This is a genomic window from Blastomonas aquatica (assembly GCF_014639875.1).
Classification (GTDB): domain Bacteria; phylum Pseudomonadota; class Alphaproteobacteria; order Sphingomonadales; family Sphingomonadaceae; genus Blastomonas; species Blastomonas aquatica.
This window is the reverse complement of the sequence record NZ_BMGD01000001.1, coordinates 208,395-228,976: the sequence shown is the minus strand read 5'-3', so window position 1 is coordinate 228,976 and position 20,582 is coordinate 208,395. Positions and strand designations below refer to the sequence as shown.

20 protein-coding genes are annotated in these 20,582 nt (G+C 63.4%); 6 read left to right on the top strand and 14 right to left on the bottom strand.

The genetic code is table 11. The features are described from left to right. Nucleotides 1-44 precede the first annotated feature (44 nt). Both IEW00_RS01075 and IEW00_RS01070 read left to right on the top strand, forming a co-directional pair. Complete coding sequence (locus IEW00_RS01075) at nucleotides 45-1,307, top strand: aspartate kinase (RefSeq protein WP_188512518.1); 1,263 nt, start codon at nucleotides 45-47, stop codon at nucleotides 1,305-1,307. 50 nt (nucleotides 1,308-1,357) lie between these two features. Then, complete coding sequence (locus IEW00_RS01070; protein ID WP_188512517.1) at nucleotides 1,358-2,362, top strand: NAD(P)H-dependent flavin oxidoreductase; 1,005 nt, start codon at nucleotides 1,358-1,360, stop codon at nucleotides 2,360-2,362. 46 nt (nucleotides 2,363-2,408) lie between these two features. On the opposite strand, the gene IEW00_RS01065 is transcribed toward IEW00_RS01070, so the two are convergent. Both IEW00_RS01065 and IEW00_RS01060 read right to left on the bottom strand, forming a co-directional pair. After that, on the bottom strand, nucleotides 2,409-2,627 hold the full coding sequence (locus IEW00_RS01065) for a hypothetical protein (RefSeq protein WP_229736739.1): 219 nt from the start codon (nucleotides 2,625-2,627) through the stop codon (nucleotides 2,409-2,411). Between the two features lie 64 nt (nucleotides 2,628-2,691). Beyond that, a complete protein-coding gene (locus IEW00_RS01060; RefSeq protein ID WP_229736738.1) occupies nucleotides 2,692-3,342 on the bottom strand; it encodes a LysE family translocator in 651 nt (216 codons plus the stop codon). A gap of 5 nt (nucleotides 3,343-3,347) precedes the next feature. Here IEW00_RS01060 and IEW00_RS01055 point away from each other — a divergent pair, with 5 nt between their 5' ends. Together IEW00_RS01055 and IEW00_RS01050 are read left to right on the top strand one after the other, a co-directional pair. After that, nucleotides 3,348-3,866, top strand: a complete 519-nt coding sequence (locus IEW00_RS01055) for a DUF2505 domain-containing protein (protein WP_308419300.1) — start codon at nucleotides 3,348-3,350, stop codon at nucleotides 3,864-3,866. Between the two features lie 35 nt (nucleotides 3,867-3,901). Beyond that, entirely contained in the window at nucleotides 3,902-4,306 is a 405-nt protein-coding gene (locus tag IEW00_RS01050; RefSeq protein ID WP_188512515.1) for a GFA family protein, read from the top strand. Nucleotides 4,307-4,515: 209 nt separating this feature from the next. On the opposite strand, the gene IEW00_RS01045 is transcribed toward IEW00_RS01050, so the two are convergent. After that, nucleotides 4,516-4,941 (bottom strand): cupin domain-containing protein, encoded by a 426-nt coding sequence (locus tag IEW00_RS01045; RefSeq protein WP_188513042.1) that lies wholly within the window; start codon nucleotides 4,939-4,941, stop codon nucleotides 4,516-4,518. Beyond that, nucleotides 4,941-5,765, bottom strand: a complete 825-nt coding sequence (locus tag IEW00_RS01040) for an SDR family NAD(P)-dependent oxidoreductase (protein ID WP_188512514.1) — start codon at nucleotides 5,763-5,765, stop codon at nucleotides 4,941-4,943. The genes IEW00_RS01045 and IEW00_RS01040 overlap by 1 nt, the downstream gene beginning before the upstream one ends. A 156-nt stretch (nucleotides 5,766-5,921) precedes the next feature. On the opposite strand from IEW00_RS01040, the gene IEW00_RS01035 reads away from it, so the two are divergent. Further along, on the top strand, nucleotides 5,922-7,061 hold the full coding sequence (locus tag IEW00_RS01035; RefSeq protein WP_188512513.1) for a beta-ketoacyl-ACP synthase III: 1,140 nt from the start codon (nucleotides 5,922-5,924) through the stop codon (nucleotides 7,059-7,061). A gap of 140 nt (nucleotides 7,062-7,201) precedes the next feature. Here IEW00_RS01035 and IEW00_RS01030 read toward each other — a convergent pair whose 3' ends face one another. The 10 genes from IEW00_RS01030 to astD all read right to left on the bottom strand — a co-directional run bounded on the left by IEW00_RS01030 (nucleotide 7,202) and on the right by astD (nucleotide 16,677). Continuing rightward, nucleotides 7,202-9,262 (bottom strand): amidohydrolase family protein, encoded by a 2,061-nt coding sequence (locus IEW00_RS01030; RefSeq protein WP_188512512.1) that lies wholly within the window; start codon nucleotides 9,260-9,262, stop codon nucleotides 7,202-7,204. Between the two features lie 240 nt (nucleotides 9,263-9,502). After that, entirely contained in the window at nucleotides 9,503-9,973 is a 471-nt protein-coding gene (locus IEW00_RS01025; RefSeq protein ID WP_188512511.1) for a hypothetical protein, read from the bottom strand. A 293-nt stretch (nucleotides 9,974-10,266) separates the two neighbouring features. Further along, nucleotides 10,267-10,674 (bottom strand): BLUF domain-containing protein, encoded by a 408-nt coding sequence (locus tag IEW00_RS01020; RefSeq protein ID WP_188512510.1) that lies wholly within the window; start codon nucleotides 10,672-10,674, stop codon nucleotides 10,267-10,269. Nucleotides 10,675-10,757: 83 nt separating this feature from the next. Beyond that, nucleotides 10,758-11,573: a phosphoadenylyl-sulfate reductase gene (locus IEW00_RS01015; RefSeq protein WP_188512509.1), complete on the bottom strand. Its 816-nt coding sequence runs from the start codon at nucleotides 11,571-11,573 to the stop codon at nucleotides 10,758-10,760. Next, nucleotides 11,570-12,007 (bottom strand): DUF934 domain-containing protein, encoded by a 438-nt coding sequence (locus tag IEW00_RS01010; RefSeq protein WP_188512508.1) that lies wholly within the window; start codon nucleotides 12,005-12,007, stop codon nucleotides 11,570-11,572. The genes IEW00_RS01015 and IEW00_RS01010 overlap by 4 nt, the downstream gene beginning before the upstream one ends. Further along, on the bottom strand, nucleotides 12,004-12,405 hold the full coding sequence (locus IEW00_RS01005; RefSeq protein ID WP_188512507.1) for a RidA family protein: 402 nt from the start codon (nucleotides 12,403-12,405) through the stop codon (nucleotides 12,004-12,006). Before IEW00_RS01005 ends, IEW00_RS01010 begins: the two co-directional genes overlap by 4 nt. After that, nucleotides 12,398-14,032, bottom strand: coding sequence for a nitrite/sulfite reductase (locus tag IEW00_RS01000; protein WP_188512506.1), 1,635 nt, complete (start codon nucleotides 14,030-14,032; stop codon nucleotides 12,398-12,400). The genes IEW00_RS01005 and IEW00_RS01000 overlap by 8 nt, the downstream gene beginning before the upstream one ends. Before the next feature lie 3 nt (nucleotides 14,033-14,035). Then, nucleotides 14,036-14,326 carry a DUF2849 domain-containing protein gene (locus IEW00_RS00995; protein WP_188512505.1) on the bottom strand — a complete coding sequence of 97 codons (291 nt, stop codon included), beginning with the start codon at nucleotides 14,324-14,326 and terminating at the stop codon, nucleotides 14,036-14,038. Continuing rightward, nucleotides 14,323-15,153, bottom strand: coding sequence for a uroporphyrinogen-III C-methyltransferase (gene cobA, locus IEW00_RS00990; protein WP_188512504.1), 831 nt, complete (start codon nucleotides 15,151-15,153; stop codon nucleotides 14,323-14,325). Before cobA ends, IEW00_RS00995 begins: the two co-directional genes overlap by 4 nt. Nucleotides 15,154-15,264: 111 nt before the next feature. Continuing rightward, nucleotides 15,265-16,677: a succinylglutamate-semialdehyde dehydrogenase gene (gene astD / locus IEW00_RS00985; RefSeq protein ID WP_188513041.1), complete on the bottom strand. Its 1,413-nt coding sequence runs from the start codon at nucleotides 16,675-16,677 to the stop codon at nucleotides 15,265-15,267. 247 nt (nucleotides 16,678-16,924) lie between these two features. Here astD and IEW00_RS00980 point away from each other — a divergent pair, with 247 nt between their 5' ends. Next, the gene (locus IEW00_RS00980) at nucleotides 16,925-20,566 is read left to right on the top strand and encodes a YadA-like family protein (RefSeq protein ID WP_188512503.1); all 3,642 of its coding nucleotides are present in this window, start codon (nucleotides 16,925-16,927) and stop codon (nucleotides 20,564-20,566) included. Nucleotides 20,567-20,582 lie beyond the last annotated feature (16 nt).

Here is a 20,582-nt window from a genome sequence, read left to right as displayed (position 1 = left end):
GACTATAGGGGCGAACTTCGCATAAGGGAAAGTACGAACGGCCAATGGCACGGATCGTCATGAAATTCGGCGGCACTTCGATGGCCGGGACAGAACGCATCCGCCGGGTGGCGCGGATCGTCAAGCGTCAGCAGGACGCCGGGCACGAGGTTGCTGTCGTCGTCTCGGCGATGGCGGGCGAGACTGACCGGTTGGTCAATTTCTGTCGTGAGGCAAACCCGCTGTACGATCCGGCGGAATACGATGTCGTCGTCGCCAGCGGTGAGCAGGTGACAAGCGGGCTGCTGGCGATCGCGCTGCAGGCGCTGGGCGCGCAGGCGCGCAGCTGGCTGGGCTGGCAGCTGCCGATCAACACGGTCGAAGCGCATGCCAAGGCGCGGGTCGACAGCATCGATGCCGACGCGCTGATCGCCGAAATGCAAAAGGGTGTGATCGCGGTGATCCCAGGCTTCCAGGGTGTCAGCGAAAAGGGGCGTATAACCACCCTCGGGCGCGGCGGTTCGGATACATCCGCCGTCGCGGTGGCAGCGGCTGTGAAAGCCGACCGGTGCGATATCTATACCGATGTCGACGGGGTCTATACCACCGACCCGCGCATCGTCACCAAGGCGCGCAAGCTGCGCCATGTGACCTATGAAGAAATGCTGGAGTTGGCCAGCGTCGGCGCCAAGGTGCTGCAGACGCGCTCGGTCGGCCTCGCGATGAAGGAAGGCGTGCGCGTTCAGGTGCTCTCCTCGTTCATCGACGACGATGCCCCTGCAGCAGACACGATCCCCGGCACGATGATCGTCGGCGATGAAGAACTGGAAGGAATGGATATGGAACGCCAGCTGATCACCGGCATTGCGCACGACAAGAACGAGGCCAAGATCACGCTGACCCGCGTGCCCGACAAGCCCGGCGCGGTCGCCAACATCTTCGGGCCGCTCGCGGACGCGGCAATCAACGTCGACATGATCATCCAGAACGTCGGCCGCGACAAGGGCGAGACCGACGTGACCTTCACCGTGCCCGCCGCCGATCTGGCCCGGTCGATGGATCTGCTCGAAAGCGCCAAGGAAGCGATCGGCTTCAACCGGATCATCCCCGACACCAATGTCGCCAAGATCTCGGTTGTCGGCGTCGGCATGAAGAGCCATGCGGGCGTTGCCTCGACGATGTTCAAGGCATTGGCCGATCGCGGGGTCAATATCGTCGCGATCTCGACCAGCGAAATCAAGGTCAGCGTGCTGATCGAAGAGGACTACACCGAACTGGCCGTCCGCGTGCTGCACACGGCCTACGGGCTGGATGCGGTCGAGGCGTGATGGCCTAAAGCCCCTCCCCTGAAGGGGAGCGGCTGTAACAAGGATTGACCATGAACTACCCTCTCACCGATTCCGCGATGGCGCGCGGCACTGCGTTTCTGGGCAGCGAGACCGCGATCATGTGCGGGGCAATGAGCTGGGTATCCGAGCGCAATCTGGTTTCGGCGATCTCCAACGCTGGCGGCTTTGGTGTTATTGCATGCGGGGCGATGACGCCCGCCTTGCTCGATGCGGAAATTGCGGCGACCAAGCAGCTGGCGACCAAGCCGTTCGGGGTCAACCTCATCACCATGCACCCGCAACTGATGGACCTGATCGCGGTGTGCGCCGCGCACCACGTCACTCACATCGTGCTGGCAGGCGGCTTGCCGCCCAAGGGCAGCATCGAGGCGATCAAGGAAGCAGGGGCCAAGGTCGTGTGCTTTGCGCCCGCGCTGGCGCTGGCGAAGAAGTTCATCAAGTCTGGCGTCGATGCGCTGGTCATCGAGGGCATGGAAGCAGGCGGACACATTGGGCCGGTTTCCACCAGCGTGCTGGCGCAGGAAATCCTGCCCGAAGTTGCCGCCGCCATTCCGGTGTTCGTCGCAGGCGGCATCGGACGGGGCAGCGCGATTGCAGGCTATCTCGAAATGGGCGCGGCTGGCGTCCAGCTGGGCACGCGGTTTGTCTGCGCGCATGAATCGATCGCGCATCCGGCGTTCAAGAAGGCGTTTCTGCGCGGCAATGCCCGCGATGCGATCGCCAGCGTTCAGGTCGATCCGCGCCTGCCGGTGATCCCTGTGCGCGCACTCAAGAACAAGGGCACCGAAGAGTTCACCGCCAAGCAGCGTGAAGTCGCAGCCCTGCTTGATGAAGGCGGCATCGACATGTCCGAGGCGCAACTGCAGATCGAGCATTATTGGGCGGGCGCACTGCGCCGCGCGGTGATCGATGGCGACGTCGAAAATGGCTCTGTGATGGCGGGCCAGTCCGTGGGGATGGTCACCGCAGAGGAAAGCGTCGCCGACATTATCGCGACCTTGATGCACGAAACCGAAACGGCGCTGTCTCGCTAATTCGAGAAGCGCCGCTAACATTAGAATTCAATGCGCTTCGGGTCGGTCAGTTGCCTTCAGGCTCTACCGTCGGCTCCGAAATTGACTCAGATGGGTTGGGTGTGGGGTTGTCCGGCCCTGTGGCGGCGCCGGTTATCCAGATGATGCTGAGTGCCAAGATCGCAAGGCCCGTCGAAATCAACAACACATAACGAACGATCCCCCGCTTCTGGCCACCGCTGGCATCTTCGGTCGTCATTTCAGTTTCTTCGCCGTGTTTGATCATGGCTGACCTCCTCTTGGTAACAGACCATAGGTACGGAAACGCGCCGAATTGGTTCCGGTTGTCGTTATGTCGAAGGCCCGGTGGTGGTCAGCAGAAACCAGACAGCGATGGCGGCAAGCCCGATCGCCAGCAAATGCCGGGTGCGTTCCAGCCGCCCTGGCTGGCTCAGCACGGGGTGCAGCCGCGCCGCCAGCAGCACGATCGCCAGATGGATCGCCGTGGCTACCGCGACGCTGATCGCGGTCAGCCCCAGTCCATAGCCAAGGGTTGGCCCGGTTTGGGGCAGGAAACGCGGCACGATCGCGACATAGAACAGCGCAGCCTTGGGGTTGAGGATGTTCGTGATCACCCCTCGGCTGAAATACCGTGCATTGGTTCGGGTGAGCGAGTGGGTGCCGGCAGGCGACGTCTCGGCCTCGCCGCGCCAAGTCTCCCATGCCAGATACAGTAGGTACAGTCCCCCGGCCCAGCGCAGCGCGGTCCAGATCGTCGGGCTGGCCGCGACCAGGGCTGCCAGGCCAGCCGCCGCAGCCACGCCGATCAGCGCCAGGCCTATTGCGACCCCCGCAACCGCTGCCAGCCCAGCCCGGCGCCCCGCGCCCAGCGTCAAGGCTGCCAGATAGGCCATGTTCGGCCCCGGGGTCAGTTCAATCACGAACACCGTCATGACATAGCTTGCCAACATCGTGGCATAGCCTAGGCTGATGTCATGCAAGCGCAATGCGCTGTGTTAAGGGGTTGAACGGATCGATGTTGAAGCGGCAGGAACAGCATGAATTTGCAATACCGGTGGCGCTGGTCGTCGCCTGCTGGACCGACGAGGCGTTCCTGACCTCCATGATGCAGGCGCAGGGTTCACGCGATGTCGCCGTGACGGTTGAGCGGCCCGAGCCGGGGCAGATCCATGTCGCGATCACCCGGCAGGTTCCGGTGAAGGCGCCCGCGCTGATCCGGTCGGTCATCGGATCGTGGCTTGATCTGACCCAGCACGATATCTGGCAACAGCACGCCGATGGCAGCTGGACGGCCAACCGCAACGCCAAGCCCAAGGGGCTGGCAGCCGAGGGCGGGGCGCAGATCACGCTGACCCCGCTGGGTGACGACGCGACGCGGTGCGAGGCACAGATCAGCGTCTCGAGCCGTGCACCGATGGTCGCTGATATGGTCGAGAAGCTGATGCTGGAAGACAGCACCAAGCTGCTAATCGAGGAATTCGCCTGGATCGACACGCACGGTTGAGGCGCGCGGACAGGCTTGCTGGAGGGGAAGTTGCCATGACGATGACCGGGGGGTGCCTGTGCGGCGCGGTGCGCTACACGATCGAGGGTGATCCACTGCTGAGCGCGGTGTGCCACTGCCGCAACTGCCAGAAGCAGGCCGGCAGCGCGATGTCAGTGCTGATCGGGGTGCGCGACACGCAGATGACGATTGTTGGTACGCTCACCACCTATCAGGACTCCGGCGAGAGCGGCGATCCGGTCTATCGCCGGTTTTGTGGGATATGCGGCTCACCGATCCTGTCCGATCTGCCCAGCCAGCAGGGGATGCACTTCGTCAAGGCTGGGACGCTCGACGACGTCAGCGGGCTCGAGCCCAAGATGCACTTCTGGACGGCCAGCGCGCAGCCCTGGGTACGGTATACCGAAGACGCGGTGAAGTTCGACAAGACGCCGGGTTAGGGGAGAGGGCGGACGCCTATCGGCAAGTACGAAAAGTTCTTTCATACATCCGCTCAGCCTGAGGCTGTCTAACGCGTCGCGGCAACGGCAAGATTGAAGCAATGCCGTTCTCCGGCGGAAGCCGGAGGCCAGGAGCGAGGTTTGCGCTGCTGCCGCTCTGGATTCCGGCCTTCGCCGGAAAACGGTCTCTAATTTGAGGTCATTCAGCGTCAGCCCGGCTGCCAACCCGGCTCGGCCATCACGAACCCACTGAACTCAAATCCAGGCGACACCATGCAGCTCACCAGCGCCCAGCCGTCCGTGGCGCGCGCGGCCTGCCAGTGGTGCGGCGGAATGACCAACTGCGGCGATTGGCCAGCGGTAAAATCGGTGCCCAAGGCGTGCCAAGTCACCGGCCCTGTATCGGCAGGCGCGGTGCCCACCTCGAGCGGGTGGCCCGCATGCCAGCACCAGATTTCGGTGGCATCGACGGTGTGCCAGTGTGACGCTTGGCCTTGCTCGAGCAGAAAGTAGATCAGCGTCTCGCTTGCGCGGCCATCGCCATCCGCGCCGCCGCGCCATGTTTCGCGGTACCAGCCGCCTTCGGGATGCGGGCTGAGGTCTAGCCGTTCGATCAGCCGCTGCGGGGTTTCCATCATTCGGCCAGCGCCGCGTCGCGCTGTGCCGCCATCTGCCCGCCCATCGCTGCCAGCGTGTCGAACAGCTTGCGTGGATCGCTGAAGCGCAGTTGCGCGAGCATCTCCTCCATGCCCTCGGCCACCAGGATTTCAGCCTGACCCGCAGCAATTCCGGCCAGGATCTGCGCTGCGCATTCGGCAGGGTCCATGCCGTTGGCGATCGCGCTGTCGGTCTTGCCATGCGCGCTGCCATCGCCGGCGAGCGCATTGGCCGAAACCTGGGTGCGGATCGATCCGGGGAGCACGGTGTGTACCTTCAGGCCGTAATGCACCTCGGTCTCGGCGCGCAGCGCATCGAGATAGCCGATCAGCCCGTGCTTGGCGGCGCAGTACGCGGTGCGCAGCGGTACGCCTGCGCGGCCCGCAACCGATGAGATTCCGACGATCAGCCCCGATTTGCGCGCGGCCATATGCGGCAGCAGCAATTGCGTCAGCCAGATCGGCGCCAGCAGATCGACCGCGATGATCTGGTCATACACCGCCAGCGCACTGTCGATGGCGAGCGCGCGCTGGCTGATCCCGGCGTTGTTGACCAGACCGTCGACATGCCCCTGCCAGGCTATGGCCTGCTCGACTATCGCAGGAAGCGCATCCTTGTCGGTTGTCTCAAACGGGAGCACGAGGCTGGGTGTCGGCAACCGATCGGCGACCGCCTGTAACGCATCGGTGCGGCGTCCCGAAAGGATCAGCAACGCGCCTTGTGCGGCGAGCGCTTCTGCTAGCGCCTCGCCGATGCCCGACGATGCCCCGGTGATCCAGATGACCTTGCCTGTATATTCCATATGCTCGCCTCTCCCGTTCTGGTTGGCGGCCATCAAAGAGCGCACGCGCCCGCACGGCAAGCAAAAATGCGCGATCCGCCACGCCCCTTGCCATCGGCGTGTTGCGGACGTAAGACGCGCACCCGCTCCAGCTATAGCGCAGGACCCTACGGTTTCATGACTTCCGCCTATCCCAATGCCCGCCCGGTGATCTCCTCGACCGGTCTTTTCACGCCTGCAGACAGTATCAGCAACGACGAATTGGTCGTCAGTTTCAACCGCTATGTTGCGCAATATAATCTGCAGCATTCGGACGCGATCGAAGCTGGAGAGGTGACGGCATTGCAGCCATCTTCGGCCGAGTTCATCGAAAGGGCGAGCGGAATAAAGGCGCGAAAGGTGCTGTCCAAGGCATCGATCCTTGATATCGAGGTGATGTGCCCGCGCTTTCCCGAACGACCCGACGAGGAGCTATCGGTGCTCGCCGAAATCGGTGTCGCTGCGGCGCGTGATGCGCTGGCGCGTGCCGGGCGCGACGCCAGAGACGTCGATGCAGTGCTGGTCGCGTGCTCGAATCTGCAGCGCGCCTATCCCGCGATCGCGATTGAGGTGCAGGACGCGCTCGGCATCGAGGGCTTCGGCTTCGACATGAACGTCGCGTGCTCTTCGGCCACCTTCGGCATCCAGACTGCAGCCGATTTCATTCGCGCAGGCAATGCCCGGTCGGTGCTGGTGGTCAGCCCCGAGATCTGCTCGGGCCACCTGAACTGGCGCGATCGCGACAGCCACTTCATCTTTGGCGATGTGGCGACCGCTGTTCTCGTGGAAGACGCAGACCTCGCGCCGCCTTCGCATTGGGACATTCTGGGCACGCAGCTCAAAACTCGGTTTTCGAACAACATCCGCAACAATTTCGGCTTCCTCAACCGTGCCGCGCCCGAAACCCGCGACAGTGCGGATAAGCTGTTCGTCCAGGAAGGCCGCAAGGTGTTCAAGGAAGTCGTGCCGATGGTCGGTGAACTGATCAATGATCATATCGCCCGGCTGGGAATCGCGCCTGCGGACCTGCGCCGCCTTTGGCTGCACCAGGCCAATGCCGGGATGAACCGGCTGATCGCGCAGCGCGTGCTGGGGCATGAGGCGAGCGAGGATGAAAGCCCGACCGTGCTCGACAGCTATGCCAACACCTCGTCAGCCGGATCGATCATCGCATTTCATCTGCACAATGCAGATCTGAAGGCTGGCGACACGGGCCTGATCTGCTCGTTCGGCGCAGGCTATTCGGCAGGATCTGTGGTGGTGCGCAAGGTCGGGTGAGCGTCGCTCGCGCGCGAACGTCCTTCGATGCAAAAGTGGTTATTTCCCCGTCACCCCCGCGCACGCGGGGGTCCCGCTTTTGCGCTACCGTTGCGTCGAAGCGGGATTCCCGCGTTTGCGGGAATGACGGGTAAAGGCTCTTAGCTTTCCTTGGGCAGTTTCACCTTCGGCTTGGTCGCGAACGGCTTGATGCCGAATTCGGGATAGACCTCGCTGGGGTAATAGAAAACGCCATCCTTCGCGACCATGCGGATCGCCTTGATTGCCTTGAGGTCCTTGGTGGGGTCGCCCTGGATCAGGAAGAAGTCGGCATACTTGCCCTTTTCGATGCTGCCAAGCGACTGTTCCTGGTCAAGATATTCGGCCATGTCATAGGTTGCGCGGCGCAGGATCTGGGCAGGCGTCATACCTGCGTTCCGGTAGAGTTCAAGCTCGCGGTGATAGGTGAAGCTGCCGCCCATGTCGGTGCCGGGGATCAGGAAAATCCCAGCATCGTGCATCTTCTTGATGGTGGCGGCCACCTTGTCGAACGCGCCGCGATAATCCTTGTCATCCTGCGCATTGGCGATGTTCGACCACGCCTGCTTGGCGCTCCGCTGCACCCCTGTGGGCATGTGATCGACATAATCGACCATGCCCGGTGACACGGTGCCGTTGCGCGCCAGCAGCAGCGACTCATGGATTGCGAAGGTCGGGTCGATGGTCACCTTGTTGGCCACCATCGCGTTAATCGTCCTATTCACCTTCTCGCTCTCGAGATCGAGGCCCGGCAGCCGCTTGAGCGCAGTCAGACGCAGCAGCGTGCGGGTGTCTTCCTGGGGCTCGAGGACCCAGCCCAGCATCACCTGGTTGATGTGGGTCATCTCGTCATAGCCCGCCGCGATCATCGCATCGGCGTTGGTGAAGGCGGGTACGTGCCCCATCACGTGCAGCCCCAGCGCCTTGGCTTCCTTGACCAGCGCCGGAATCCATTCGGGGTTCATGCTGTTGTAGATCTTGATCGCCTGGAAATCGCGCGCAGCATAGAAGCGCGCGGCATCGATCGCCTCGCGCTCGCTGGTGACCAGCTTCCCGTTGTTCGAGCTGAACGGGCTCTTGCCCTCGATAAAGCCCGACTTGGTGATCCGCGGCCCTGCCAGCACGCCGGTGTCGATGCGCTCGATCAGCCCGTCAAGCACGTCGATCTCGTTGCCCATGTCACGCACCGAGGTGATCCCGGCGAGAATGTTGAGCATAGCGTCTTCCTGGCCGATATGGCCATGCATCTCGTACAGCCCAGGGACCAGGGTGCCGCCATTGCCGTCGATGATCACTTCGCCTTCGGTTGCGGGGCTGTTCACCGGCAGTACGGCCGAGATATGCTTGCCGCTGACGATGACCGTCTTGGGCTCGGTCAGCGCCATGGTGATCGGATCGAACAACCGCACATTGGTGATGCGCACGGGTGCCTTGTAGTTGTTGGCGCCCTTGGCCTGCATCTGGACGAACCGATCGGTGGAATATTTCACCGCCAGATCGCGCAAGCGGATGTCCTCTCCCTCGAAGCCCTTGCGCACGAACACCGCACGCGGAGAGATCGCGGCAAACAGCGCGCCGGTGTCATCGAGCAGGAAATAGCCGGGGTCGAGATCATTGCCCGAGAGTGCATAAGCGGTGACGGTCATTGCACCGCCGGTGCCGGTCACATTGACTTTCTCGAGCTCGGCCAGGCTCAGCGCGCCGCCAGGGAGCGCAGGCAGCGAGCGGTCGTCATCGGCGAGCAGCGCCCGCGCATACAAGCCCGCGGCCCAGGGGCTGCCTTCCTGCGCGACGTAGATCGCGGGGCCCTTGGGCTTGGCGGTGCCGCTGCCGGTCGAATCGGTCCAGCGCGCTGTGCCGCGCTGCATCGCGAAGCTCTCGTTGATCGCATTACCGAAGGTCGAGTTGCCGGTGATCTTCCACGCGACGGGCATGCCCTTGGCATCCAGCTTCAGCTCTTCCTTCATCGTCGGGCCGCGGCCGTTGTTCTTGTAATCGTAGTCGATCTTCACGGTGTCGCCGCTGCGCACGACATCAAGATGCCCAACATTGGTCCCGCCGATGATGACGGTAAAATTTTCTTGGCTATCAGTGCCTTGGGCCTGCGCGCCCAAGACTGGCGCAATCGCAAGCGCGAGCGCGATGGAGCCGTATCTGGTGAGTTTTGATGCACGAGCCGACATGGCTTGTCCTTCCCTGACGATTTTTTGTTGGGAAGACACTGGGCTAGGCAGATGCAGATGGCAAGCAGGCGAACGCGCTAAAATACCAATCAGTATCGGGGAGTTAGCAGCCGATGCGGGCTGGCGAGGGGAAACGGCCCGGCGATCCAGTGGACAACCGTGCAATCTCGCTTCCCCTCCCAACATTCGCTTGCGAACGGTCCCCTCCCCAAGCACGCTCGAAGAGGGGTTTTGAAGCGTTCAGCCGACCGGGTTCCCGGTGGCAATGTTCAACTCGGCCATCAGGGCATTGCGGTCTTCTGCCGCGACCGCGAGCACATGCGCGCGGACTTCGTCAGATTTGCGCGCGATGGCGCTGTTGACCTGCTGCTTGCCCTGCGCGCAACGACCGTTGGTCGAGCCTTCGATCATCTTGGTGGGGACCAAGGTACGAACGACATGACTGCCCTGCCCAGCGGGAGCCTGCAGATGGCGTTCGACCGAGACTTCGGCTTTCCATACGCAGCGAGCAGTGCTCGGACGGTTGGGGGTCATGTTGCCCACCTGGCGATAGCTCACCTGGGTCTTGGGCTGATACACTGCGGTAACCTGACGATCGCCATGGGGAATTTCCACCTGATGGCGGAAGTCCTGGCCATCAGCGGCGAGGGCGGGGGTGGTGAGTCCTGCGACGGACATTGCCGCAATGATTGCGGTCATTTTCGTTTTCATGCTCTTTTTCCTTTCCAATGGATGTGTGCATTGGTCGGGATACGCGGGGGGGTTAAGTAATCGATTGACCGGGCCGAAAGCCCGGGATGGTTGCGCATCCCGTTGCGGTCCGACATCACATGGGCGTAGCCTGCCTTAACATAGCTTGCCGCGCGGCATGTCAGAGGGGCCCGGCCCGCTGATTGCTAGATGATGTCAGTCCGGCGACTTGTCAACCACCGCTGCGGCAAGCCGAAAATGCTGCGCAGCATTTTTCGTCCTCGAACGTCAGATTGGCAGCTGAATAGCCGGTGTCATATCTGCCGGGCGAAGGCCGTGAGTTCGGCGCGCAGGCTTGGGTGGACATCGGCTACCTTGGCGCAGATCGTATCGTACAACGCGGCGTTGTCCTGATCCGTCTTGTCCTTGAAGCCCATCGACCAGTCACCGAACTCGCGACGCTCTATGGCTTTGCGCGCCAGCAAAACCTGGCCGCGATGCCGTGAATCGCGGCTGATCCGATCAAACGTTGCGCCAATAGCGTCGGCGGGGCCTTCGAGGACTTGCAAAAACCGCTTCCCGTTGAACATCAACAGCCCGGTAATGTTGTTGGCGCGGTTGTGGCGTCGCGCCGCTGTCAGGATCGAGCCCAGATCTATCTTTTCATTCGGCGCTACTGTACTGATGTACAGAATTTGCTCAATTGCGGGTCCGTCGCTCATGCTTACGACCCTGCCCGATGTCGGTTAACTGCTGGTAAACGCTGCGTTATACTTGCGACGAATGAAAAGCGAAAGACGTCTTTTCAAAATATCGGGTCGTTGGCACTGCTGTTGTCCTGGTTTCCGGGAAGCGGCGTGACATCGCTATGGATGCCGCATTCGGTCTTGTCCCAACCCTTCCAGCGGCCCGAGCGCGGGTCTTCTCCCGGCGCGACCTTGCTGGTGCACGGCGCGCAGCCGATCGAGGGATATCCTTGCGATTCGAGCGGATGTCGGGGCAGGTCGTGCTCGGCGAAATAGGCGTCGAGCACCGGCTTGGTCCAGCTTGCCAGGGGATTGATCTTGAACCGGCCCTGCGCATCAGAGGTGTCTATCTCGAACCGGGGCAGGCCCTGGCGGGTCGCCGACTGGAAGCCCTTGCGGCCGGTGATCGAGCCATCATAGTTCAAAAGCGCCTTGGCGAGCGGGCGCACCTTGCGGATTTCGCAGCAGCCATCTGGGTCGTACGACCAGCGCAAACCGTTGGAATCCTGCGCGGCAAGCTCATCGGCATCGGGCGAGAGCATGACGAGGTTGGTCAGTCCCAGCCGTTCGACGAGGGTATCGCGATACGCCACGGTCTCGGGAAAATGCTTTTGCGTGTCGAGGAACAGCACCGGAAGCGAAGGGTCGACCTGCGCCACCATATGCAGCAGCACCGCACTTTCCGCGCCGAACGACGAGACGATGGCCAGATCGCCCACCAGGCCGTCCTTGATCACGGTACGCATCATGTCGGCGGTGTCGGTTCCGCGGAACATGTTGTTCAGCCGGATCGCATCGCTTTCGCTGAAACGCGGCTTGGCGTCGATCCGGTCGCGCACACGCCCCGGGGCGGGACGGTCCTGAACCGGCTTCATGATGCCACCTGATGGCGCTTGGCCCAGATCGCGGCGACGCCGTCGCTGGTGTTCTGATAGAATTCGGGGAAGAAGCTCATCGCAGCCTCCACGTCGTCAAGGTTCAGCGGCTTGTCGGGCGCAAAGCTGTCGAAACCGCAACGGCGCAGGAAGACGAGTTGGTCGACCAGCACGTCGCCTGTCGCGCGCAGTTCGCCAGTATAGCCTGCCTCACGCAGGATCTGTGCCGATGAAAAGCCCCGGCCATCGCCGAACGCAGGGAAGTTCACCTCGACGAGGCTGATCTGGCCGAGATGCGACAACAGCGCGCGCACGTCCTCGCCCGGCTCGATGCGAACCGCAGCCGCGTTCGATCCGGCAACGAAATCGCCGAAGCTGGCGGTGGCATCGGTCACCGGGGCATCATCGCGATAGCAGATTTGCACATGTGTCATGATGCTGTCTCCGGCAATTTGGCGATGACCTTCAATTCGAAGTGAAAACCGTAAAGCCAGGTCACGCCGATCCCGGTGAGCGTTGGGTAAGGCGGCTCACCCCAAAACTCGTCGCGAACCTTGAACACAGTGTCGAGCATGTGTTCCGGGTCGACGATGTAGACGGTGAAATCGACGACGTCGTCGAACGTGCAGCCACCAGCAGCGAGAACGTCGTTAAGGTTTTCGAACGCACGCCGAAGTTGCTGTTCGGGATCAGGTTCGGGACTGCCGTCTTCACGGCTGCCAACCTGGCCGGAAACGAAAAGGAATCCGCCCGAGCTGATGGCAGCCGAATATTTGTTGGCCTCGTAAAGGTCTTGCCGACCTGCGGGAAAAATCGCCGTACGATTAGCCATAAAGCGCCTCCTTGAACGGTTCCATGCCGATGCGGCGATAGGTATCGACAAAACGTTCGCCATCCTGCCGTGCGTCAAGATACACATTGGTCACGGTCTCGACGGCGTTGACCACGCCATCCTCGTCGAAGCCGGGACCGACGATCTTGGCGATCGACACGTCTTCGGCCGCCGATCCGCCCAGCAGCAGCTGGAAGTTCTCGACCCCCTTCTTGTCGACGCCCAAGATGCCGATGTGTCCGGCATGGTGGTGGCCACAGGCGTTGATGCAGCCTGAAATCTTGAGTTTCAATTCGCCCAGATCGCGCTGGCGTCCGGTATCGGCAAACCGCTGCGATATCTTCTGCGCCACGGGGATCGAGCGGGCATTGGCGAGGCTGCAATAATCCAGGCCGGGGCAGGCGATCATGTCGCTGATCAGGTCCAGATTGGCGGTGGCCAGGCCAGCGGCGTCGAGCTGCTGCCAGATCGCATAAAGGTCGGCCTTGCGGACATGCGCCAGCACGATGTTCTGCGTGTGGGTGACGCGCAGCTCGTCGAACGCGAAGCGCTCGGCAAGGTCGGCCATCAGGTCGATCTGATCGGCTGTGGCATCACCGGGGATGCCGCCCGTGGGCTTGAGGCTGATGGTGACAGACGCATAGCCCGGCGTCTTGTGCGGGTGCGTGTTCTGGTCGACCCAGACCGCAAAATCGGGATCGGAACGGTCGATCTCGTCGCTCAGGCCCTGCTCGAAGCCGGGGTCGGCGAAATACCCGCTGATCCGCGCGAGCTCGGCGACCGGGGGGTTGAGCCCCAAAGTCTTCATGTGCGCGAATTCTTCCTCGACCTGACGCGTGTATTCTTCGGCACCGATCTCGTGGACCAGGATCTTGATCCGCGCCTTGTACTTGTTGTCGCGGCGGCCATAGCGGTTGTAGACGCGCAGGCAGGCTTCGGCATAGCTGATCAACTCCTCGGCGGGCACGAACTCGCGGATGCATGGCGCGATCATCGGGGTGCGGCCCATGCCGCCACCGACGAAGAACTTGGCGCCCAGCACGCCGTTTGCGTTCTTGACCAGCTCGATGCCGATATCGTGCAGCCGCATCGCGGCGCGATCGGTGGCAGAGGCGATTACCGCGATCTTGAACTTGCGCGGCAGCAGCTGGAACTCGGGGTGGAACGTCGACCATTGCCGCAGCAATTCGGCCCAGGGGCGCGGATCGGCGATCTCGTCGGCGGCGGCGCCCGCGAAATGGTCCGAACTGATGTTGCGGATGCAGTTGCCGCTGGTCTGGATCGCGTGCATCTCGACAGTCGCCAGCTCGGCGAGGATGTCGGGGGTCTGTTCCAGATTGATCCAGTTGTACTGGATGTTCTGCCGGGTGGTGAAATGGCCATAGCCCTTGTCATAGGTGCGCGCGATGTGCGCGAGCATGTGCATCTGCCTGGACGACAGCGTGCCATAGGGGATCGCAACGCGCAGCATGTACGCGTGAAGCTGCAAATACAGCCCGTTCTTCAAACGCAAGTGTTTGAACTCGTCCTCCGACAGGCTGCCATCGAGACGACGGCGGACCTGATCGCGGAACTCCGCAACGCGGGCATCGACCATCGCCTGATCATATTTGTCGTATTGATACATAAGTCAGGCCTTCAGGATCGGGATGCTGGTGTTGATGGCAAGGTCAGGGCGCACGGTGGGGCCGAAGGCGCGGACGCGTTCCTTGATGTGCAGCGGCATCGGGCCCCGATCGGTCAGCTTGCCATCGACGATATAGGGCACGTTGACTCGGCGAGCGGCTTCCTCGCGCGCCAGAATGGCGGCTGCGTCGGTACCGGCATCAACCGTGTCTGCGAGATGGCGCGACCAGCGCGTATCGCCCGCCCACCAGATGACGTCGCCGGTCTTCAGGTCGTTGCCGGTGAGGATTTTCATGCCAAAGACTCCGTCAAAGGTGTTGGCTCCAGATGCTGGGCGAAGAGGGTGGGCAGGCAATCCGTGGCGCGCGCGCGGGTGACGACATCGCCGATGACGATCAGTGCCGGGCTGACCACGGCTTCGCGTGCGATCATCGGGCCAAGGTCGGTGAGCCATGTGCGCAGCGTGCGCATGTCGGCGCGGGTGCCCTTTTCGAGCACCGCAACCGGGGTATCGGGCGACAGGCCGTCGGCGATCAGCTTTTCGGCGATCGCATCGCCGGTGGCGACGCCCATATAGATGACGAGAGTGCGGCCCTTGCCAGCAAGCCCCGACCAATCCTGCTCGGTCAGGCCCTTGCACTGGCCCGCAACGAAGGTGACCGCGCTCGACAGATCGCGGTGAGTCAGCGGAAGCTGCGCGGCTGCGGCGCTGCCGTTGGCGGCGCTGATCCCGGGGACGACCTCGACCGCGACACCGGCGGCCCGGCAGTCATCGACCTCTTCGCCGCCGCGACCGAAAATGAACGGATCGCCGCCCTTCAATCGCACGACATCCTGGCCTGCCTTCGCCTCGGCGATCAGCAGCGCGTTGATGTCGTCCTGTGGCAGGGTATGGCGGGCGCGCTTCTTGGCGACCGAGATCAAACGCGCATCGGGGCTGGCGAGCGCGAGAATGGCATCATCGACCAGACCGTCATGTACGATCAGCGATGCCCGCGCGATGATCCGCGCGGCCTTGACCGTCAGCAGGTCCGGATCTCCAGGACCAGCGCCAACCAGCCAGACGGTGCCGGGCCGAGGCGTGCCAGCAGGGCCTGGAGTGCTTGCGTGTCGATGCGTCATGCCGTTGGTCCTTTCCAACGGTGCATCTGGTCGTTTGGCCGCGTTCATGCAAAGCAGAACGGCTTTGAACGGGCTTAGTTTTGCTTTTGCTCAGGCGAAGAGCGTGAAAAATCAGTCCTGTTTCAAGCCGATACCGATGGTTGCGCGCGGCTGTTCCATCTCGTTGGAGACCACCGGATAGGCGCAATAGTCAGCGGCGTAATAGGCGCTGGCGCGGTGGTTGCCCGACAGCCCGACGCCGCCGAACGGGGCCTTGGATGATGCGCCGTTGGTCGGCCGGTTCCAGTTGACGATGCCAGCCTTGATGTTGGCCCAGAACTGTTTGTAATGCTGCGGACTGCCGCCGACCAACGCGGCAGACAGGCCGAAACGGGTGTTGTTCGCCTCGTTGATCGCCTCTTCGAACGTGCTGACCTTCACCACCTGAAGCAGCGGGCCGAACAGTTCGACATCGGGCCGGTCCTTGATCGCGGTCACATCGATGATCGCAGGGGAGAGCAGCGGTACCTTGTCGTCAAGCCGCACCAGATGCTTGATCACGCGTCCGCCGTTGCTCAGGAAATACAGGAAGCTTTCGGTCAGCCCGTCAGCGGTCTGGTTGTCGATCACCGGGCCCATGAACGGCTGGGGATCATCGAACGGCGCACCGACGATGATCCGGTCGGCGAGCTTCTTGGTTTCGGCGATCACCGCATCGTAGATGGTGTCGCGGATAATCAGGCGGCTGGCGGCCGAGCACCGCTGTCCGGCAGAGGTGAACGCCGACTGGATGATCAGCGTTGCGGCATCGCTGATGCACGGCGTGTCCCACACCACCATCGGGTTGTTGCCACCCATCTCTAGCGCGACGATCTTGTTCGGCTGGCTGGCCAGGCTGCGGTTGATCGCGATCCCGGTTGTGGCAGAGCCGGTAAACAGCACGCCGTCGACATCGTTATGAGCGACCAGCGCCTTGCCCTCGTCCACCGCACCGATCACCAGCCGAACGACCCCCTGGGGGATGCCCGCCTGATGCATGCATTCGACCAGCATTGCGCCTGTCGCAGGGGTCTTTTCCGATGGCTTGAACACCACGGTGTTGCCCGCGATCAGCGCGGGGATGATATGGCCATTGGGCAGATGCGCGGGGAAGTTATAGGGGCCCAGCACCGCCATCACACCGTGCGGCTTGTGGCGCAGCGCCATCGTGCCGCCGAGGGCGCTGTCCAGCTTGCGCTGCGCGGTACGCTCGGCATAGGCGGTGACCGAGATATCGATCTTTGCCACCACCGATTCGACTTCGGTGCGCGCTTCCCACAAAGGCTTGCCGGTCTCCCGCGCTATCAGTTCTGCAAATTCTTCTGACCGGGCACGGACCTGGTTAGCAAAGCGGCGGCACAGTTCGATTCGCTTGGTAACCGCCATCGCGACCCATTCGGGGAAGGCGGCGCGTGCCTTGGCCACTTCTGCATCGACATCGCCGTGCGCACCTGCCCACAGTCGGGCGCCAGTGGCGGGCTCAAAGGAAACAAGTTCAGGCAAAATCACGCTTTCTGGCGATCGTAGGCACCGGGGTATGATCGTCTCGCATCGGGATAGCAAGGATTGGCATCAACTGAAACTATCGAACGTGTTTGTGACAAAATAGAGGCTATTTCTGGGGCTTGATCATTGGCTATCGTCTGCTACCTTCCCACCCGGCTGGTTAATTACCACTCGGCGAGCAGGGTCGCATGAGTTGAAGTATAGCCGGGGGCAACACCCGCCTTGTCATTGAACAAGGAGCGGACCCATGAAAACCTTCCCCAACAACGCTAAAGCGTTGCGATCCACGCTTTTTCTGGCGTCGAGTGCTGCGGCCATTGCTATTGCAAGCCCTGCGCACGCCGATGCGACGGCTCCTTGCAATGTGAATGCTGGGCCGGACGGCATTCCGGGCAATGCGGATGACCCTGCTGAGTCGACCGAATGTGGCGTGGGTTCGGTTGCCAGCGCTCCCGGTTCGACTGCGGTCGGCAATCAAAGCACGGCGAGTGGCAGTTTCAGCACCGCGCTGGGTGCCAGGGCCGTATCGGCAGGCTTTCAGGCCACTGCGGTGGGGGCAGCAGCAAGTGCGTCGGGCAACAATGCGACCGCAGTCGGGAACTTTGCCGTCGCATCGGGTAGTCTCGCACACGCTTTTGGCGACAGTGCGAACGCATCTGGTGCCCAATCGCTGGCTTTGGGCAGCTTCGCCAACGCTTCTGGTGCCAACAGCGTCGCGATTGGAAGGCAGGCGGTATCCCCGACAGACGGCTCGATCGCCATTGGTTTGCAGGCAACCACGGTCACAGTGGGCATGACGCCTTCAGGCGCGGTATCGGAAGGCACTGCGGTCGCAATTGGCAACCTGGCACGAGCCACGCAAGAGGACGCGGTGGCGCTGGGCGACCGCGCCAACGCATCGGGTTTCCATGCGACGGCGATTGGCGGCGAATCGGTTGCCTCGGGTGTCGGCAGCCAGGCCTTTGGCTGGCAGGCCAGGGCATCGGGCCGCACTGCGGTTGCTGTCGGTCACCAGGCCGATGCCTCGGGACTGGAAGCCACTTCGATCGGCAAGAGCGCATTGGCGGGTGGTGCCAATTCGAGCGCGCTGGGCAGCCGCGCCACCGCAGCCGCCGATTTCAGCACCGCAATTGGCAACGCCGCTCAGGCAACCGGGCTTAACTCGGTCGCCTTGGGGTCGGGCTCGATCGCCGATCGCGGGGGCACGGTATCGGTCGGCACGGCGGGCGGTGAACGGCAGATCGTCAACGTTGCGGCCGGCACTTCGCTGACCGACGCGGTGAACCTTGCACAGCTCAATGCGGTCGCATCGACGACCACGGCCAATGCGACGCGGCTCAACTATCTTGCAGTCAACTCCACCCAGGCGGGGGCGACGGCCACCGGTGCCTCGGCGATCGCGTTAGGAGACAATGCAACCGCAGATGGCATCGACGCACTCGCGATCGGCGGTGACGATGCCGGTACCGGCGCGCGTGCGATCGGCAACTCGACCGTCGCCATCGGCGGCGAGGCCGATGCGATCGGTCCGGGGGCAACCTCGATCGGCTGGCGCGCCAACGCCAATGCCGAACGCGCGCACGCTCTGGGCCACCTTGCCAACGCCACCGGCGTCCGCTCGCTGGCGGTGGGTGAGGCAGCCAATGCCGCCGCGCTGACCGCGGTTGCCATCGGCAACCTGGCCAGTGCGACTGATGAAGATGCGGTCGCCGTCGGTGATCTTGCCCTGGCCTCGGGCTTCCACGCTACCGCGGTGGGCGGAGAATCGGTTGCCTCGGGGCGCGGCGCGCAAAGCTTCGGCTGGCAGGCGGTGGCCTCGGGCGAACTCTCGCTGGCATCGGGCCATCAGGCCCAGGCCACAGGCGTGCGCTCGACCGCTGTGGGCAAGAGCGCGGTGGCCTCGGCAATCAACTCGGTTGCGATCGGCAACCAGGCATCGACCAACAGCGCCAATACCACCTCGCTGGGGACTTCGGTCGCGGTTGGCAACCTTGCGGTTGCATCGGACGAAGATGCTGTCGCCGTCGGTGATCAGGCGCTGGCCTCGGGATTCCATGCCACGGCGGTGGGGGGCGAATCGGTTGCGTCGGGCCGGGGGTCGCAGACCTTCGGCTGGCAGGCGCGCGCCACCGGCGAGCTTTCGCTGGCAGTCGGCCATCAGGCGGTGGCAGGCGGGATCCGCTCGCTGGCGCTGGGCAAGAGCGCGATCGCCAGCGGCGATTTCTCGATCGCTATCGGCAACGCGGCATCTACCGGGATGTTCAGCAACTCGATCGTCATCGGCAGCGGATCGGTTGCCACCGCGAACAACCAGTTCGTGCTGGGCGCGGCCAACCACAGCTATCGCTTTGCGGGTCTGGCCGGAATTGTCCCGGCGGGATCGCAATTCTTCCTCACGATCGATTCGGCGGGCAACCTGATCGCGGTGGCGGCAGCGCCCCCGGGATCGGGAATCGGCACCGGGGTCGATAGCACCCAGATCGGCGTCGGCGCGAGCGCTTCTGCTGAAGACTCGACCGCGGTCGGCAACGGCGCGGTGGCCAGCTCTGTCGATGCGACCGCCGTCGGCGAAGGCGCGCAGGCGACCAGTCCGGGCGCCACCGCAGTGGGTGCAGGTGCGATCGCCTCGGGATCGACCGCCGTGGGAGCAGGCGCGCAGGCGACCGGCACCGGGTCGGCGGCTTACGGTTCGAATGCCCGCGCAACCGGCGCACAATCGATCGCGATTGGCGAGGATGGCGGTGATGCCGATGCGCTGGGAGCAGTCGCCTCGGGGGTCGGTTCGATCGCGATCGGCAACGATGCGCTTTCGACCGGGGTCGAATCGGTCGCGATGGGGCTCAGCGCGGTCGCCACGGCGCAATCGAGCACTGCGGTCGGTGGCCGCGCGTTCGCGACCGCCACGGCCGCCACCGCGTTTGGCTGGCGCGCAGAAGCGGTGGCCGAACGCGCCACGGCGCTGGGGCACCTTGCCAACGCCTCGGGCGTACGCTCGACTGCGGTGGGTGAGGCCGCCAACTCCTCGGGCGCATTGAGCGTTGCTGTCGGCAACCTCTCGGTCGCCAGCGGCACCAACGCGATCGCGATCGGCAACACTGCGGTGGCAAGCGGCGGCGACGCCATCGCGATCGGCGGCAACCGGGACGGCACCTCGGGACGCGCAACCCAGGCCACCGGTGCATCGACGACGGCGGTCGGCGGCCAGGCGCTGGCAACCGCCACTGCGGCGACCGCTTATGGCTGGCGTGCCGAAGCCACCGGAGAGCGGGCAACTGCGCTGGGCCACCTCGCGGTGGCATCGGGCGTGCGCTCGGTCTCGGTGGGCGAGGCGGCTGTCGCATCGGGCGCGGGCGCTATCGCGATCGGCAACCAGACGTCGGCGGCCTTCACCAACTCGGTCGCCATCGGCAACGGCGCGGTGGCCAACCGCGCCGGGCAGATCAAGCTCGGCGGCACCGGAAGCTCGGTGACGATCGGCGATCTGGCGGCAAGTACTGCGGCGCAGAGCGGCACAACCTCGATCGTCACAACCGACTCGAGCGGCACCATCGGTGTCGGGGCACCTGTGAACACCTTCGCCTCGAACGCGCAGGTCAACGCGCTGAGCGGACAGGTCAACACGCTGTTCGATCTCACCGACATCAATCGCCGGGCGATCGAGCGGGCGAACGAGGGCGTGGCGATGGCGCTGGCGATGGAATCGCCTGCGCTGCCGCCGGGCACCACCTTTGCGCTGTCGGGCGGTGTTGGCTACTATGAAGACCAGGCATCACTGACCACGGCTATTACCGCTCGTGTCGCCGAAAACGCGTCTGTGTCGGCCGGCATCGGTGTCGGCTTCAACAGCGGTTCGGTCGGCGCGCGCGGCGGTTTCCAAGTCGCCTGGTAAGCTCGGATTATCCGGT